At 68.8% G+C, this 15,001-nt stretch carries 21 protein-coding genes and 5 tRNA genes; 16 read left to right on the top strand and 10 right to left on the bottom strand.

The window, feature by feature from the left end:
* Positions 1-70: 70 nt before the first annotated feature.
* From VH914_00620 to VH914_00610, 3 genes are all read right to left on the bottom strand, one after another.
* Positions 71-143: transfer RNA gene (locus VH914_00620), tRNA-Phe, on the bottom strand.
* 29 nt (positions 144-172) lie between these two features.
* Positions 173-247, bottom strand: a tRNA-Asp gene (locus tag VH914_00615).
* Between the two features lie 4 nt (positions 248-251).
* Positions 252-324 (bottom strand) — tRNA-Glu (locus VH914_00610).
* An 82-nt stretch (positions 325-406) separates the two neighbouring features.
* Here VH914_00610 and VH914_00605 point away from each other — a divergent pair.
* Positions 407-781, top strand: coding sequence for a hypothetical protein (locus VH914_00605; GenBank protein HEX4489681.1), 375 nt, complete (start codon positions 407-409; stop codon positions 779-781).
* A gap of 22 nt (positions 782-803) precedes the next feature.
* On the opposite strand, the gene VH914_00600 is transcribed toward VH914_00605, so the two are convergent.
* On the bottom strand, positions 804-1,355 hold the full coding sequence (locus tag VH914_00600; GenBank protein ID HEX4489680.1) for a hypothetical protein: 552 nt from the start codon (positions 1,353-1,355) through the stop codon (positions 804-806).
* A gap of 89 nt (positions 1,356-1,444) precedes the next feature.
* Between VH914_00600 and VH914_00595 the strand changes: the two genes are divergently transcribed.
* A complete protein-coding gene (locus VH914_00595) occupies positions 1,445-2,410 on the top strand; it encodes an LLM class F420-dependent oxidoreductase (GenBank protein ID HEX4489679.1) in 966 nt (321 codons plus the stop codon).
* Positions 2,411-2,419: 9 nt separating this feature from the next.
* Here VH914_00595 and VH914_00590 read toward each other — a convergent pair whose 3' ends face one another.
* The gene (locus VH914_00590) at positions 2,420-3,127 is read right to left on the bottom strand and encodes a YoaK family protein (protein HEX4489678.1); all 708 of its coding nucleotides are present in this window, start codon (positions 3,125-3,127) and stop codon (positions 2,420-2,422) included.
* Between the two features lie 217 nt (positions 3,128-3,344).
* Here VH914_00590 and VH914_00585 point away from each other — a divergent pair.
* Positions 3,345-3,420 (top strand) — tRNA-Lys (locus VH914_00585).
* A 198-nt stretch (positions 3,421-3,618) separates the two neighbouring features.
* On the top strand, positions 3,619-3,966 hold the full coding sequence (locus VH914_00580; GenBank protein ID HEX4489677.1) for a hypothetical protein: 348 nt from the start codon (positions 3,619-3,621) through the stop codon (positions 3,964-3,966).
* A gap of 403 nt (positions 3,967-4,369) precedes the next feature.
* Here the strand turns inward: VH914_00580 and VH914_00575 are convergent, their stop codons facing one another.
* Complete coding sequence (locus VH914_00575; protein HEX4489676.1) at positions 4,370-4,708, bottom strand: hypothetical protein; 339 nt, start codon at positions 4,706-4,708, stop codon at positions 4,370-4,372.
* A complete protein-coding gene (locus tag VH914_00570; protein ID HEX4489675.1) occupies positions 4,705-4,902 on the bottom strand; it encodes a hypothetical protein in 198 nt (65 codons plus the stop codon). Before VH914_00570 ends, VH914_00575 begins: the two co-directional genes overlap by 4 nt.
* Before the next feature lie 127 nt (positions 4,903-5,029).
* Between VH914_00570 and VH914_00565 the strand changes: the two genes are divergently transcribed.
* Positions 5,030-5,923 (top strand): hypothetical protein, encoded by an 894-nt coding sequence (locus tag VH914_00565; protein HEX4489674.1) that lies wholly within the window; start codon positions 5,030-5,032, stop codon positions 5,921-5,923.
* A 38-nt stretch (positions 5,924-5,961) separates the two neighbouring features.
* On the opposite strand, the gene VH914_00560 is transcribed toward VH914_00565, so the two are convergent.
* Positions 5,962-6,750: a hypothetical protein gene (locus tag VH914_00560; GenBank protein ID HEX4489673.1), complete on the bottom strand. Its 789-nt coding sequence runs from the start codon at positions 6,748-6,750 to the stop codon at positions 5,962-5,964.
* 148 nt (positions 6,751-6,898) lie between these two features.
* Positions 6,899-7,720 carry an SGNH hydrolase domain-containing protein gene (locus VH914_00555; protein ID HEX4489672.1) on the bottom strand — a complete coding sequence of 274 codons (822 nt, stop codon included), beginning with the start codon at positions 7,718-7,720 and terminating at the stop codon, positions 6,899-6,901.
* A 26-nt stretch (positions 7,721-7,746) separates the two neighbouring features.
* Between VH914_00555 and VH914_00550 the strand changes: the two genes are divergently transcribed.
* The 9 genes from VH914_00550 (at position 7,747) to VH914_00510 (ending at position 12,715) form a co-directional block, all read left to right on the top strand.
* Positions 7,747-8,520, top strand: coding sequence for a hypothetical protein (locus VH914_00550; GenBank protein ID HEX4489671.1), 774 nt, complete (start codon positions 7,747-7,749; stop codon positions 8,518-8,520).
* A gap of 17 nt (positions 8,521-8,537) precedes the next feature.
* Entirely contained in the window at positions 8,538-8,723 is a 186-nt protein-coding gene (locus VH914_00545) for a hypothetical protein (GenBank protein HEX4489670.1), read from the top strand.
* Positions 8,724-8,830: 107 nt separating this feature from the next.
* The gene (locus VH914_00540) at positions 8,831-9,148 is read left to right on the top strand and encodes a hypothetical protein (GenBank protein ID HEX4489669.1); all 318 of its coding nucleotides are present in this window, start codon (positions 8,831-8,833) and stop codon (positions 9,146-9,148) included.
* Positions 9,149-9,179: 31 nt separating this feature from the next.
* Complete coding sequence (locus VH914_00535; GenBank protein HEX4489668.1) at positions 9,180-9,449, top strand: hypothetical protein; 270 nt, start codon at positions 9,180-9,182, stop codon at positions 9,447-9,449.
* Positions 9,450-9,853: 404 nt separating this feature from the next.
* Positions 9,854-10,180 carry a hypothetical protein gene (locus VH914_00530; GenBank protein ID HEX4489667.1) on the top strand — a complete coding sequence of 109 codons (327 nt, stop codon included), beginning with the start codon at positions 9,854-9,856 and terminating at the stop codon, positions 10,178-10,180.
* A 432-nt stretch (positions 10,181-10,612) separates the two neighbouring features.
* The gene (locus VH914_00525; GenBank protein HEX4489666.1) at positions 10,613-10,900 is read left to right on the top strand and encodes a hypothetical protein; all 288 of its coding nucleotides are present in this window, start codon (positions 10,613-10,615) and stop codon (positions 10,898-10,900) included.
* Positions 10,897-11,703, top strand: a complete 807-nt coding sequence (locus tag VH914_00520) for a hypothetical protein (protein HEX4489665.1) — start codon at positions 10,897-10,899, stop codon at positions 11,701-11,703. Before VH914_00525 ends, VH914_00520 begins: the two co-directional genes overlap by 4 nt.
* A gap of 158 nt (positions 11,704-11,861) precedes the next feature.
* Positions 11,862-12,059: a hypothetical protein gene (locus tag VH914_00515; GenBank protein HEX4489664.1), complete on the top strand. Its 198-nt coding sequence runs from the start codon at positions 11,862-11,864 to the stop codon at positions 12,057-12,059.
* Positions 12,060-12,094: 35 nt separating this feature from the next.
* Complete coding sequence (locus VH914_00510) at positions 12,095-12,715, top strand: hypothetical protein (protein HEX4489663.1); 621 nt, start codon at positions 12,095-12,097, stop codon at positions 12,713-12,715.
* A gap of 41 nt (positions 12,716-12,756) precedes the next feature.
* Here the strand turns inward: VH914_00510 and VH914_00505 are convergent, their stop codons facing one another.
* Positions 12,757-13,104, bottom strand: a complete 348-nt coding sequence (locus VH914_00505; protein ID HEX4489662.1) for a hypothetical protein — start codon at positions 13,102-13,104, stop codon at positions 12,757-12,759.
* A 384-nt stretch (positions 13,105-13,488) separates the two neighbouring features.
* Here VH914_00505 and VH914_00500 point away from each other — a divergent pair.
* Together VH914_00500 and VH914_00495 are read left to right on the top strand one after the other, a co-directional pair.
* A tRNA-Ser gene (locus tag VH914_00500) sits at positions 13,489-13,559 on the top strand.
* A 1-nt stretch (position 13,560) separates the two neighbouring features.
* Positions 13,561-14,988, top strand: coding sequence for an endo alpha-1,4 polygalactosaminidase (locus VH914_00495; GenBank protein HEX4489661.1), 1,428 nt, complete (start codon positions 13,561-13,563; stop codon positions 14,986-14,988).
* The last annotated feature ends 13 nt before the right edge of the window (positions 14,989-15,001 follow it).

Genomic DNA, 15,001 nt, shown 5'->3' with positions numbered 1-15,001 from the left:
TCGCGGTCCGGCCGAGTTGGGCCTGAGGCGTCAGCAGGGCGACGCTTGCGAGCCCGACCGATAAAGACAGTGGCCGGGACCGGCGTCGATCCGGTGACCTTGCGCTTTTCAGGCGCACGCTCTGCCAACTGAGCTACCCGGCCTGGCATCCGACGGCAACGCCGCCGATCCGCGGTCCTGACGGGATTTGAACCCGCGGCCTCCGCCTTGACAGGGCGGCGTGCACTCCAAACTGCACCACAGGACCAATGTGCCCCCAGGGGAGTTCGAATCCCCGTTACCGCCTTGAAAGGGCGGCGTCCTGGGCCACTAGACGATGGGGGCTCGAACTCTCGAGGGTGGAACCGGGAGATGCTAGCGCAACGGTCGCTCGACCCTCCCGGCGATCCCGCTACCGTGCCGCCCGATGCGAGCGGCTGCGTGTGTCGTCGTCCTCGGTCTCGCGGTCGCGGCGTGCAGCGGCGGCGCGTCGTCGAACGGTTCGGGGCCGACGGGCCGGGTCGTCGACGAGAAGGCCGCGTGCGCGGCGCTCGGCGATCTGCAGCGCGCGGCCGACGCGTTGCGCGGTGTCGACGCTTCCGATCCCGAGGCGTCGGAGGCCGCGCTCGTCCGCGCGATCGCGACCTACCGCGCCTCGCTCGCGCGTTTCGAGCAGGCGGGACCGTCGTCGTTGCGCGCCGCCGCCGAGACCGTGCGCGCCTCGGTCGCCGCCCGTCAGTTCGCGCGCGCGACGACCGAGCGCGCCGCAATCGACGCGTGGTCCGCTGCGCACTGCGACTGACGCGGACGCGTCAGGGCCCCGGTCAGTCGAAGCAGACGGCGGGCGTGCGGGGCGGCGTGTCGGTCATCGTCTTCAGCTTGGCGACGAGCTCGCCGCCGAAGGGCTGGCAGCCCGTGTAGCCGAGCTGACCCGTCGTGCCGGTGAGGTCGCCGTCGGCGGCGGTGACCGTGAGCGTGAACGTGAACGGGTCGCTGTCGCTGAACGATTCGCAGCCGCTCACGGTGCCCTTCAGTGTTCCGCTGCCCGTCGAGTACGCGAATGTTCCGCGGTCGACGCAGTTGCCGCCGAGCGCGCTCGAGTTCTGCCAGCAGATGCTGAGCCCGATGGTGGTGTCGCCGTGACCCTGCCCGCCGGCGTCGACCTCGTTGTACTCCTCGAACTTCGCCTCGGACGGATCGCCGTCGACGTGGCGGTCGGGACACACGCCGTCTTGGAGGTACGCCTGGGTGCCGCCGCGGTTGAAGTGCGCCTGGATCGTCGCGGTCTTCGACGCTGCGCCCGCGGGGACCGCGATCGCGATCGGCACCACGACTGCGCTCGCGACGAGCACGCGTCGAATCGACACTCCCCACATGGCTGGCCTCCCAGGTCGGCATGTGACGGGACGTCCGCAACGTACTCGCGGCTGAATGCGCGGAGGCGTCCAACTGCTAGGAAGGTCGCATGGCATCGCATGACCTCACCTTCGGCGTGTTCGTCCCGCAGGGTTGGAAGATGGAGCTCGCCTCGATCGCGGACCCGCAGGCGAAGTGGGCGAAGGCCGTCGAGATCGCGCAGTACGCGGAGGCGCTCGGCTTCGACTCGTTGTGGGTCTACGACCACTTCCACAATGTGCCCGTACCTGCGCACGAGACGATGTTCGAGTGCTGGACGACGATGGCGGCGATCAGCCAGCGCACGTCGCGGATCAAGCTCGGGCAGATGGTCGGGTGCGCGCCGTATCGCAACCCCGGGTTGCTCGCCAAGATCACGGCGAACATCGACGTGATGTCGGGAGGGCGGCTCATCTGGGGAATCGGCGCGGGCTGGTACGAGCACGAGTTCAAGGGTTACGGCTACGAGTTCCCCGTGCCCGCCGACCGCATCCGTCTGCTGCGCGAGACGGTCGAGGTCGTGAAGGCGATGTGGTCGCAGCCCGACGTCTCGTATCACGGACGCCACTTCACGCTCGATGGCGCGCAGTGCGATCCGAAGCCGGTGCAGCAGCCGCACCCGGAGATCCTCATCGGCGGCGGCGGTGAGCAGCTCACCCTGCGCGTGGTCGCGCGGCTCGCGGACGCGTCGAACTTCGGTGGCAAGCCGCACGACTGGCAGCACAAGGCCGAGGTGCTCCAGGGCCACTGCAAGGACGTCGGCCGCGACTACGACGAGATCCGCAAGACGATCTCGGGTGAGATCTTCATCCGCGAGACCGAGCAGGAGATCGTCGACGCGGGCTCGCTGTCGATGCGCCGTGAGCCGTTCGAGTCGTGGCGCGCCGGCAACTTGGTCGGCACGCCGGAGCAGGTCGCGGCGCGGATCCAGACCTACGTCGATTTGGGATGCACCGGCTTCTACCCGTGGTGCTCCGACTATCCCGACACCGAGACCGTCCGTCTCTTCGCGCAGATCGCCGACGACCTGCGCTGAACCGCGCCGTCAACGGGCGGGCGGACCGACGTCGATCGCGGCGTCGGCGCACGCGACGACGGCGAGCAACGCGAGTGGCGCGACCAGCGCCCAGACGTGCCATTCGGCGTCGAGCCACCCGCCGGCGATCGCGCCGACCGCGTACATCACGAAGATGCCGGCCAGCAGCGCGATCCGGCGTGGGGTCGGCTCGTTGTGCCAAGGCACCTGCGTCGCGCCCCGGCGGCGGTCGCGTCGCCAGTACACGTAGCGCACCGCTTCCTCGGCTGCGCGCGTGACGACACCCGAGACGTACACGGTGCGCACGGTCTGCCCACCGACGCGTCGCAGCGCCGCGGTCTGCATCCCCATCGCGAGCGCGGGCAGTGCGACGAGACCGTCGAGCGGCCACGGCGACGTCGCATTCAGTCTCGACGCGCCCGCCGACGCGGCCACCCACCACAAGAACGCGGCGAGGAGCAGGAGCTCGAGTCCCAGTGTCGACGCGAGCACCCGCCTCACGCGGTGCCGCGAGCACTCTTCGGCTACGGCGACACCCGCCGCGACACCGAGCACGAACGCCACGATCGCCACCGCGCGTGTGAGCATCGCGTTCGAGCCACGAGCGCCGATGCTGACGCCGGTCGCGATCGCATTGCCGGTCATCGGGCCGACTTCGACGTGCGACAGCTCTGAGTAGCAGACCGCGACGATGCAGCCCGCGGCGACCGCGAGCACCCACGCGGCGACGAGGTACTCCGCGACCGCGACGAACTTCGACGCCTCGCGTGCTGCGGCGCTCGTCTGCGGGTCAGTCGTCGTCGAGCTCGCCCTTCACGATTCGGACCCGAGTCCGCGGCCGTTCACCGAGATGGTTCCCGCGGTGTCCGTGCGAGTAACGGGCGAACGCCGCCGAAATGGGCGCCGCCGACATCGCCCTAGGCTCCTGACCTCGGGGTCGCTAGCTCAACTGGCAGAGCGTCGGACTTTTAATCCGCAGGTTCGGGGTTCGATCCCCCGGCGACCCACCACGAACGTCCAGGTCAACGGCGCGCGTGCAGCGTGCGCGCGGCGCGCGCCGATCGCGTGGCATGCACGATGGCATGCACTGTCGCAGCGGGGCGCGACGATCAGCGCGTGATCCGAGAGCGCGGGCCGAAAACGTTCCAGGTCGTCGTGTCGCGGGACGCGACCCGCGCACCGGCAAGTCGCGTTACCTGCGCGAGACGGTGCACGGCACGCGCAAGGCGGCCGAGCGCGCGGAGCTCCGACTCCAAGATCAGGTCGAGGACGGCCGCGCGCGCGTCGATCGTCCGACCGTCGGCGAGCTCCTCGACCGCTGGCTCGAGCACGCGCGCCCGTCGCTCGCGGTGAAGACGTTCGAGGGCTACGAGCGTATCGTCGAGTTGCGACTGAAGCCCGAGCTCGGCGCGATGCGTCTCGAGCGGCTGCGCGGCTCCGACCTCGACGCGCTCTACGCCAAGATGCTCGACGAGGGCCGCGCTCCCGCGACCGTGCGCCAGGTGCACGCCGTCGCGCACCGCGCGTGCCGGCAGGCGTTGCGGTGGGACTGGTAGTGGCTCAGTCTGAGGCCGAGTGTTGCGATCTCTTTCGACGCTGGTCTCGCCACACGAGACCGAACATCCCGGTCCAGACGAGTGGCAGAGCGAGTGCGATGGCTGCGGTCGCGCCCGGTAAGTCGCCACCAGCCGCGTACGGCCCGAATACGAATCCCAGCACCAAGCCGACGGCGGCCATCATGACGACGCCCAAGAGCCAGGCGCGCCTCATTTCTCGCGGTGACCACGAGCCGAGCATGAGCGACAAGCTGGTCTCGGCGGTTTCCCGTTCGTCAGAATCGTCGGCGCTCATTCCCACGGCCCAATTATCGGACCTGACGGCCAGCGACCTGACGGCCAGCGACCTGACACTCAGTCGAGTAGCTCCGCGATCTGGAACACCGACCGTCCCGGCGTCCTGCTACCCCTTGCCGAACAGAGCGGTGACGGCGGTGAGCCCGGCGACCGCGACGCCGACGGCGGCCGCGGCGATCCCGATCGGGCCCATGGATGCGAACAGTCCGCTGCTCGCAACGCCGGCTTCGGACAGCGCGGCCGCATTGATGCTCGCGGCCTCGGCTTCCGCGACGAGCGCTTCGGCGGCGCCGATCGCGGAGAGGTCAACCGCGCCGTCGACAGTCGCGGCGCGCAGGGCTGCCTCCGCCTTGATCGTGAGAGCTCCGGCAGCGGTCGTCGCGGACTCGGCCTCCGCCGCTTGAGCAACGGCAGCCTCCGCGGCGGCGTCGCGCGACGACGTCAAGGCCGACTCACAGCCCCAACTGCCTTACCGAGCGCGAGCACACCGACCGTCGCCCCGGTGCCCGCCAGACCGATTCCCGCGAGCTTCCCGATCAGTTCCGTGCCCTGCGGCCCCAGCGCGGAGAACCCCGACGTCAGCGTCGAGAACAACGTCGTCACGGTCGGCAGCAACGCCTCGCCGATCGTGTCCTTCATGTTCGACCACTCGGCCGACGCTCGCTGCCGAGTTCCCGACCGGCACCTGTTACGTGGTCGATGTCGCGAGCGTCTACAGCAGCCTCTTCGGATTCACGGTACAGACCGCGACGGGAACCGGACGAGTATGACGCTCACCCCGAACGACGCGGCGAACTGCACGTTGCAGCAAGGCTCCGTGATCCAGATCACGGCCGAAGACATGCTCGTCACGTCCGCGATCACGAAGACGGACAGCACGCATTGGACGATGACGGTCACCCGCGCCTACTCGGGCGTCGACACGATGACTGGCACCGGCAACGGCGGAAGCAACGTCAAGCACGGCGCGACCGCGGCCGGTGTCATTTGCCTGCCGTGGTCGACCGCCGATGGCGTGCATCCCTCCGACTACGGGCACGCGCTCTTCGCGAAAATAGTGCTCGACACGCTCGCGACGGTTCCGGTCACCAACCGGAAGATCGCGACGTCCGGTGCGTACTACGCGCACGATCAGCAGTCGTGGCCGACCCCGTCGTCCGGTGTGCCCGGCTACTTCTATCCGCGCTGCGCGGCGGCACGATCGTCAACGACGGCGACGCAGAGCAAGGAATACGCGTATCCGCAGAGGATCACCCGCAATGGCATCATCACGTCGCTCAACAGCTACATCGTGACGGGCGCCGCGGGTGCTGCGCTCCGCTGGTGCGTCTACACCGATGAGGACGGCTCCCCCTACCAGTTGATCCTCGATACCGGCGTCGTCGGCACGGTCGCCGGTACCTCGAGCAGCACGCTCGCGACCGCGAGCCTTATCCTGCCGGTTCGGCGCGGTCTCTACTGGGTGTCCGCGATCGTGCAAGGCTCCGGGTCGGTCTCGATCCGGAGCACGCCGACCAACTTCCCCGGCTACGACGGTTACGTCGTCCCCGACACGAACTCGGGTATCCAGACGACGGGTGAACCGAGCGGCAAGTCGCGCACAGGGCATCACCGGCGGCGCGACGAACTGGGACTACACGGCCGAGAACGTCGAGACTGAGAGAATGCCGCTCATCTTCGTCGGGTTCGAAACGTACGTCAGCGCGTGACCTGTTCGGATATCCACCGAGCGACGATCTTCGCGCTCCGACCGGCATAGTGGATGCCATCGCTGCGTAGCTCAGATCGACACGCGCTCTTCGGGCAGACGTAGTCCAAGAGGTCAAGCAACTGCGCGCCCATCGCGTGCGCGACGTCCGCCACGACCCGGTTCTCGCAGTCGATGGCACGATCGTGCCGAGGGAAGTAGGCGGCGCGCGAGTACGGCTGATTCGCGAGCACGACCCGAGCACCCGTTGAACCGAGCTGACGAACCTCGGCCACGAGATCGCTCCGGTAGAGCGAATCGAACCCCGGCGAGCAGGGCTTCACCTCGACGCCCTCGTAGTGCCCGCCAGCACCGTAGAAGTCGGCCGGAATCCACACAGCGACGTTTGGAGAGAACCGGGTTACCGCGTCCGCTTCACCGGGCGGGTCGCATGGAGGCGCGACTTCCAGCCCACCGTTCGGAGCTGCGATCGCGGTTGGGATCTGCGGCGGAAACTGGCAGCCGATCCAACTCGCGTCGAACACAGCGACTCCCGGCTGCGCGCCGATCGCCGGCGCGAGCGAATGTGCGACCGAGTTACCCACGAGCATGATCCGCATAGCGCCTGGCGCCGCTGCGATCGCGGCACGCGCGGCTGCCTTTACGAGCCCGTTCTTCGGAGCGGCCTTGGCCGCCGCTGGTGGCGAGTACGGCGCGTTGCCGTGCCACACGTACAAGCCGCCGACCGCGAAGAACGCGACAACACACGCGGTCGCGATCCAGACCACGACCCGGCCCACGGCCGCGCACGGTACCGGAGGCGCATGTGACCTGCAATCCGTCGCCGTTCCCACTCGCGGTCCTCGCCGAGGCCACACGGATCTCCCCGCGCCGCCGCGGCGCCCCGCTCTGGCCCGAGTCGGGCGAGACGAGCTGCCCGGCGAAGAACTACTGAAGCACCTGACCGAGGATCCACCACGCGACCTGCTCAGCACCCGCACCCGAGTAATGCACACCGTCCGGGCGGAGGACGACCCCGTCGCGACGTATCAGGCAATGGCCGTGCGGGCACGTGTATCCGAACAGGTCGACGAGCGCCACGTGCATCTGCGCAGCGACCTGCCGCCGCAGCGCGTTGTTGCAATCGGTCGTGCGGTCCGGCACCGCGACCGCGCCGACGCCTTCACCTGGCTCAGTGAAACGCGCGTACGCCTCCGTCGAGATCACGACCTGCGCGCCGTGCTGCCCCAACCGCGTGATCTCGGCGCGCAGCGCCGACGTGTAGAGCGCGTCGTACGTCGACGAGCACGCATGCAACGTGCGGCCCTCGTAGCTCCACGGCTCCGGCGCGTCGCTCACCGCCCACACGACAAGCCTCGGTCGGAACGCGGCGAGCTCGTCGACCTCGCCGGCCGGATGGCACGGTGACGACACCGCGAGCGTGTGCGTCGCGAGGTTCCGGTAGTACGCCGAGACGTTCGGCGGGAACGCGCAGCCGAGGATCGCGCCGTCGAACACGGTCAATCCGCCGGTCGCCTGGAAACCGGGTGTGAGGAACAGCGCGATCGAGTTGCCCGCAAGCATCAGCCGGGGAAATCCCGGCACCCCGTTCACGCGCGTCTGAGCCGCGAGGCGCACCGATCGGCTCGTCACCTTCGCCGGCGTCGTTCCCGCGTTCGGTGCGCCGCCACTGCGGGCCGCGTAGATCCCGCCAGCGACGAATACCGCGGCGAGCGCGGTCCAGAGCACGGCCCGGCTCGCTCTTCCCACGCTGGGTGAAGGTATCGGAGGCGCATGTGACCTGCAATCCGTCACCGTTCCCGCTCGCGGTCCTCGCCGAGGCCACACGGATCTCCCCGCGCCGCCGCGGCGCCCCGCTCTGGCACGGCGTCAACTCCTCGGACGGCAGCTGCGGCGACGCGACGCACGCGACCCGCGAGTCCGACCACAATCCCGACGCGCGCGGGATCCCACACGCGGTCGACATCTCACAGTCGACACCGGGCGCGCCGTACTGGGATCCGAAGTACGGGCTCTTCGACGCTCACGCGTACGGCTTCGAGATCGCGCAGCCCATGCGGTCCGGCGAAGAGACCCGCGTCAAATACCTCGTCTCGTTCTTGGCCGGCCACGACGTCATCTTCGATCCGGCCGTCTCAATGGCGTGGCGCGAGAACGGCACCGGCACCGAGCACGCCTCACACCTCCATGTGTCGTTCACCGTCGCCACTGAGCAATCGACTGCGCCGCTCTTCCGCGCGGCAGCACCCCCGCCGCTGCCGCCACCCCCGCCGCCCACCGTCTTCACCGAGGAGATCGACGTGGAGCTCACGACCTACGACCGCACTGTCAACCCCGACGCGAACGGCAACGGCTACTTCGACATGCCCGGCGTCGCCAACCCGAAGGTGAAGAGCTGGGGCGTGATCGGGCTTCCGGATCCGCAACAGCTCGGCCGGTACCCGCAGGTGCCGCGCGTGTTCTTCACGCTCCACAGCCAGACGTGCCGGTTCGTGATCGTCGGCGGCACCGCGCGGTCGCGTTGCACCGTGCGAGTCACGCACACGTGAGCGAACGGGACCGATGAGTGGTCGACGACACGTCGGAACGCTGGACGCGATGGTGGCGAGCCATCCAAGCGCCGCTCTCCTGGGCGCTCGGCGCCGGACTCCTCATCTTCGCCGCCGGCCACCAAGGACACGACGAACTCTTCATCATCGGCGCCGGCCTCGTCGGCCTCCCACTCGTCGCGCCGGGCAGTAGAAGCGACTGATGGCTCGTTTCTCGATCGTCGGCACGCGCCGCTGGCCGTGTGCGATCTGGTCGACCGTCACGATCCTCAGCCCGCTCGTTGTCCTCATCGCGAGAGGAGCTCGCTGAATGCCCCGCTGGAGACACTTCATCGCGTACGTGATCCTCGCCGCCGGCCTCGTGCTCGCGTTCGGATACGCGCATCGCGCAGAGCAACACGACGTCGCGCGCAACTGCGTCACCGGCCAGCGTTCCTACGACGCGCTGAAGGCGACCGTGAAGACGGCGTACAAGCCGGGGTCGCTGTCGGTGAACGCTGCGACGTTGCCGCCGGAGACGCAGCGGCTGCTTGCGGCGCTCCGACCACTCTTGACCGCGTCTGCCGGGAGCGGCGGCACCCGCGAAGCCGAGATCCTCAAACAGCTCGGTCCTCGTCCCACCTGCTGATACCCGCGCTCCGACAACCCCCCGGCGTGTCGTGCTGATCGCGCGCGCCCCGAAGGAGGCACCAGTGAAGCTCAGCCCCGCCGTCGTCGACTTCGTCGAACGTGTCGGCGCCACCGCGTTCGAAGCCGGCGCCGCCGTCTACATCGCCGACCCGCGAGCGAGTACCGCGAAGGCCGCAGCGATCGCCGCCGCAATCGCTGCGATCAAGTTCGTGTACCTGAAGGTCGGCGCGTGGCAGGCATCGAAGACCGAGCGAGAGGGCGCGCCCTTCATTCCGCTCGAGCCGGACGGTGCGCAGTGAGGCGCGTCGCGCTCGTCGCCGCCGCGCTCCTCGTGCTCACCGCGCGCACCGACGTCGCGGAAGCCGCACGCCCACACCCGTCGCGCGTGCGACGAAGACGGTTCTCTTCAAGGACAGCTTCGCCGGCACGAAACTCGACGCGAGCAAGTGGAACAACGGCTGGTTCGGCGACAACGTCCACCCGACCAAGGGCGTCAACGGCTCCGAAGACGACTGCTACGCCCCCGCTCAGGTGCGGTCGGCGGCGGCCAGCTTCACCTCACCGCCACGAAAGTCGCGTGTCTCGGCAAAGCCTGGTCGTCCGGGCTGATCGACACCAACGGGAAGTTCTCGTTCGTCACCGGCACGCTCAAGGCGAAGCTGTGCATGACGGGCGCCGGCTCGATCGACGACTGGCCCGGCGTGTGGAGCGACGGGCGCGCTGGCCGAACGACGGCGAGATCGACCTCATCGAAGGTCTCCACGGGCGCGGCATGTGGCACGTGCACTCGACGAGCTCGAGCGCGCCCGGCGGCGGGAACCTCACCGCCGGCTGCCACCGGATCAAGTACGTGCGCACTGCGTCGACGGTGACGTTCTTCTACGACGGCGTGAACCAGGGCTCGGCGTCGACGAGCAACTTCGCGAGCTCGCCCGAGTACCTCGTGGTGAACCTCGCGGTGTCGAGCTCGATCTCGCCGCCCGAGGTGCCGGCACAGCTGCACGTCGACTGGATCGAGGTGCTCGCATGAGGCGCCTCGCGGTTCTGCTCGTCGTTGTGAGCGGCGCCGGAGCCGCTCTACTGCCGGGTTACGCCGGCGCTGCACCCGCTCGCGCCCCGCAGTGCGCTCATCCGACGACGCTCACCGGCTACGAAGGCACCGCCTCGTTCCCCAGCGGCCTCTTCGTGCAGCAGGACGTCTGGACCCAGCAAGGCGCGCAGACGATGCGCGTGTGCTCGCCGAGCTCGTGGACCGCGACCGTGAACCAACGCGGCGCACCCGCGACCGGCGTGAAGACCTACCCCGACACGAGCCGCACGTTCACGGACTGGTCGCACTGCGCGTCGCAGCCGCGCGTCGACTCGTTCACCAAGCTCGACGACACCGAACGCCGGATCGTGGGACACCGCGTTCGACGTGTTCCTCAACGGCGGCGTCTGCGGGAAACCGACGCTCGAGGTGATGGTCCTGCCGTCCTGGCGCGCGGTTGACTTCCCGACACCCGATGAGACGACGACGATCGGCAGCGCACGCTACGACGTCACCGTCGCGCCCGGGTTCGTGCGGCTGCGCGCGCAGCATCAGAGCTCGAGCGCGCGGGTGAACCTCCTCGCGGTGCTGCGCTGCTACGCGCAGCCGTCCGACACCGTGCAGTTCGTGCAGGCCGGCGTCGAGGTGCTCACGACGCGCGGCCGAGATCTTGACTTCTCGCTCACTCGATTTGCCGTCACCACGAAAGGAACCGCGTGACCCACGACGTCTTCACCCGCTTCATCGATGAGCTCCCCGGCCCGGGCCGTCTCGGCCGACACGTCGAACACGACGACCGCTCGCTCGCCTACCTCGTCACCCCCGCGAGCGCGACGCTCGTGTCGAAGACGTGGGACCGCGCGACACCGATCCTCGATCAGGGCGACCTCGGCTCGTGCACCGGCAACGCGGCCGCGGGCTGTCTCGGTACCGAGCCGTTCGACGTCGCGTCGGTCGCGCTCGACGAGACCGAGGCCGTGCTCTACGGCGAGGCGACCACGCTCGACACCGTCAGCGGCCAGTACCCGCCGACCGACACCGGCTCTACCGGTCTCGCGGTCGCGAAGGCGTGCAAGAACGACGGTCTCATCGCCGGCTACCAGCACGCCACCTCGATCGACATCGCGCTCGCGACCATCGCCGGCACCGCACCCGTGATCACCGGCATCAACTGGTACACCGGGTTCGACTCACCCGACGCCGACGGCCGCGTGACGATCGGCAAGCGCGACACGATCCGCGGCGGCCACGAGTTCCTCGTCCGCGGCGTCGACGTCGAGAACGAGCTCGTGCACGCCGACAACTCGTGGGGCGCGTCGTGGGGCGCCGCAGGGTCGTTCAGCTTCTCGTTCGCGCACTGGGAGCGGCTCCTCGGCAAGGACGGCGACGTGACCGTCTTCGCTCCGCTCTCGGGGCCCGCGCCGACGCCCACACCCACGCCGACGCCGACGGCCGACGCGGTGTTCGACAAGGCGCTCGCGTCGTTCTGGAAGGCCGAGAAGCTCTGGAAGGCCAACCGGTAGATCTCAGCGGCACCACCGAGTGCACGAGCCCCGCTGCCTTCGGGCAGCGGGGCTTCGTCGCGTCCGGAGTCAAATTACTGCTCAAAGTACCTGCCAAATCCCTTGACGTTGTCCGATCACCATGTTATCCTTGTCGTAGTCAAGGGAAAGGGCCTACCATGGACAAGGACACCAAGAAGCTCCTCCGGAACCTGGAGCGACAGGGCTGGACGATCGAAGCCACGAAAAGCGGCCACATCCGGGCGATCCCGCCGGACACGACCAAGCCGATCGTGATCATCGCTTCCACGCCCAGCGATCACCGGGCCTGGAAGAACACCATCGCCCAACTCCGCAAGTCCGGGGCCGACATCTAGTCGGCCCCGGCACAACCGGGAAAGGAACCATCCCCGTGGAGAGCTACAGCGTGCACGTCAAGGCAGACGGCACCGCCAAGCCGACCGACACTGCCGTCGAGGCCTTCCTCGACGAGCTGCTCGAGCACGCCGGCGTCGTCGCCGGCGACTCCGAGCACACCGGCTACGACGCGACGTTCAACGTGGACGGCGAAGGCCCCGCCGCCGCGGCTACGAGCGCAGTCGACATCTTCACCGCCGCCGCGGAGCGCGCCCAGCTTCCCGCGCTGCCGATCGTGCGCGTCGAGGTGCTCACGGAAGCCGAGCTCGACCGCGACCTCGCGCAGCCGGTCGTGCCCGACCTCATCGGCGTCAGCGAGATCGCCGCACTGTTCGGCGTCACCCGGCAGCGCGCGTCGGAGATCCAGACCCGCGCGGGTTTCCCGGCGCCGGTCGCACGGCTGAAGTCGGGCCCGATCTGGACCCGGGCGAGCATCACGCGGTTCCTCGACGACTGGCAGCGTCGCCCCGGTCGCCCTGCGCGTTTGACAACAGGGCGTACGCTCGACGCAGCGCCGCAGGCAGACGAGGTAGGCGTCGAGCGTACGCCCTCTCGCAAAGTGCCTCCGAAGGCCGCCAAGAAGGCGCCGAAGAAGCGCACCCGCGTATCTGCGTAGCGTCTTTTCCGCTCTCGGAACGACACCCGGCCTGGTCCCGGCTACGGCGTCTGCTTCCAGCTTTCGGCGGTGAGTGTCCAGCCGTCGAAGGCGATCTCTGCCGAGCAGCTCGCCTCGTAGGAAGCGGGCGCGACCTGAATGGTGACGGTGTGCCGCCCAGCCGCGAGCCCGACCGCCTCGCGCTCGACGTATGTCGTGCCGTGGCTCGGCCCGGCCGGAAACAACCAGGGCTCGCTGATTTGTGGTGTCGCCTCAATCCCGTCGACGAGAGCCCGCGCGCTGATGCCGTTGACGATGCCGTCCTGCACGGCGGCCTGTGAAGAGAACCGGATCAGCGCGACGTCCGTCGAGCCCTTCGGGACCTTCACGGAAAGCGTCGCTCCCGGCACGTCGACCCACCTTGGGACGTTGCACGCAGCGGACGGCCACGTATTGGTCCACTGGCTGTTCGTATTCTTCGTGTGGATCTGCGGGCCGGCGCCGTTTGTTTGGGATGACACGGCTGAGGCAGCGGCCGCGCCGAGTCCGCCAGCGAGAACGACGGTCACGACTACGACCAGCCGAGAACCCTGCATCAGGGAGTCTTGATACCGGTCGCGGCGCCGGCGGGCGCGGACATCGCGACGACCGTGCTGACGACGAGGACTGCCCAACGCTTCCCCACGCGCCCCTCCTTGGCATGCAATCTGGCATGCAACGTACCTCTATATAGGGCGCGCTGAGTAGGCCAAGGGTTACCGTCGAGGCCTCGCCGGTGCAGGTCAGATCGGCGCGGGCTGCTTTGGAGAGCCCTGCAGACGGACTTTTAATCCGCAGGTTCGGGGTTCGATCCCCCGGCGACCCACATGAACAACGCACGGGGTGCACAGGCGTCTGCGTTGGTCGCCGCGGTCGCGCTGATCGGCGGACTCGTCGCGCCGGTGATGGGCGCACCCGCGTTCGCAACGGGCATCAAGCTGCCGAAGTTCGCGGGTGCCGCGCCGGGCGAGGTGTCGTGCGCGCTGTCGTTCGCGGTCACGCTCGCGCCACCGCTCACGAACGCCGGCGGCGGCACCGGCGCGTCCGTCGTCAGCGCGGGCGCGACGTCGGGCTGCACGACCACGACGTCATCGGTGTCGATCACGGCCGGCAAGGTCACCGGCGCGTTCGCCTCGAGCCCGATCGACTGCCACGACGCGCTCACCGGCGCGCCGGCCACGCTCTCGGTCGCGTGGAAGGGAACCGTCAACGGTCCGGTCAGTCCCGCGCCGCGAGCGATCCAGTACGCGAGCACGGCCAAGCTCGGGTCGAGCGCGATCGCGAGCGGCGCGGCATCCGGATCCTTCGCCGGTCCCGCGACGATCGCGTTGAACTCGCCGCCGTCGAGCGTCGTCGCCGCGGGCTGCGGCACCGCTCGCGGTCTGCGCAAGATCGCGATGACCGGCACGATCACGCTCGGAAGCCCGACTCCTCCGTACACGGCGCCGACCTCGTGGTGGACGCCTCCGCTCGGCAACCTTCCGTGGCAGTGGGAGCTCGACCACGCGCTCGTCCCGACCAAGGCGAGCGACATGGGGACCGACGACACGCTGCCGAACGGCGACCCCGCGCCCGACCCCGTGGTCTACGACGTCGACGGCATCGACAACTCGGCCGCGACCGTGGCGACGTTGCACGCGCGCGGCGATCACGCCATCTGCTACGTCGAAGTCGGCTCCGCGGGCAACTACTACTCGACCGCGGCCGAGGGACTCGGCACGACGTACTTCAACCAGCTGAAGCTCGCGGGCGTCGTCGGCAAGCGCTTGAGCAGCTATCCCGAGTACTTCCTGAACATCGACGATCCCGCGACCGTGAACATCATCGAGGACATGATCGCCCAGCAGTGTGCGGCGAAGGGTTTCGACGCGGTCGAGACCGATCTCGACGAGACGTACGACGGCAACGAGGGTGCGACCGGCTTCACGATCACGCGCGCCGACGAACAGGCGTACCTGACGACGCTCGCGAGCTTCATGCACTCGATCGGTCTCGGTTGGATCGCGAAGAACCTCGACGACACGGGCGACGACTTCGCGTCGGTCATGCAGCCGCTCACCGACGGCATGCTCACCGAGCAGTGCAACCAGTACGACTCGTGCGGCGCGCTGAGCTCCTACGTCGACGCGAAAGCGGTGTTCAATGCCGAGTACTCGGTTCCGACGTCCGGATTCTGTGCGAACGACGACACGCTCGGCTTCAACGGCGCGCACTTCCCGGTGTCGCTCAACGGCCGGCGCGATCCCTGCCGCTGACCCGTGGCCGCGG

Source organism: Acidimicrobiia bacterium (assembly GCA_036271555.1).
Taxonomy (GTDB): Bacteria; Actinomycetota; Acidimicrobiia; order IMCC26256; family PALSA-610; genus DATBAK01.
The sequence above is the reverse complement of the archived record's forward strand: the minus strand, read 5'-3'. Positions and strand labels throughout refer to the sequence as shown.

Excerpts from the sequence above, each read along its gene's own strand:
- VH914_00605 (HEX4489681.1), top strand. The coding sequence starts at position 407 with ATGCGAGCGGCTGCGTGTGTCGTCGTCCTCGGTCTCGCGGTCGCGGCG.
- VH914_00600 (HEX4489680.1), bottom strand. The coding sequence starts at position 1,355 with ATGTGGGGAGTGTCGATTCGACGCGTGCTCGTCGCGAGCGCAGTCGTG.
- VH914_00595 (HEX4489679.1), top strand. The coding sequence starts at position 1,445 with ATGGCATCGCATGACCTCACCTTCGGCGTGTTCGTCCCGCAGGGTTGG.
- VH914_00570 (HEX4489675.1), bottom strand. The coding sequence starts at position 4,902 with ATGAAGGACACGATCGGCGAGGCGTTGCTGCCGACCGTGACGACGTTG.
- VH914_00565 (HEX4489674.1), top strand. The coding sequence starts at position 5,030 with ATGACGCTCACCCCGAACGACGCGGCGAACTGCACGTTGCAGCAAGGC.
- VH914_00540 (HEX4489669.1), top strand. The coding sequence starts at position 8,831 with ATGCCCCGCTGGAGACACTTCATCGCGTACGTGATCCTCGCCGCCGGC.
- VH914_00525 (HEX4489666.1), top strand. The coding sequence starts at position 10,613 with ATGGTCCTGCCGTCCTGGCGCGCGGTTGACTTCCCGACACCCGATGAG.
- VH914_00515 (HEX4489664.1), top strand. The coding sequence starts at position 11,862 with ATGGACAAGGACACCAAGAAGCTCCTCCGGAACCTGGAGCGACAGGGC.
- VH914_00495 (HEX4489661.1), top strand. The coding sequence starts at position 13,561 with ATGAACAACGCACGGGGTGCACAGGCGTCTGCGTTGGTCGCCGCGGTC.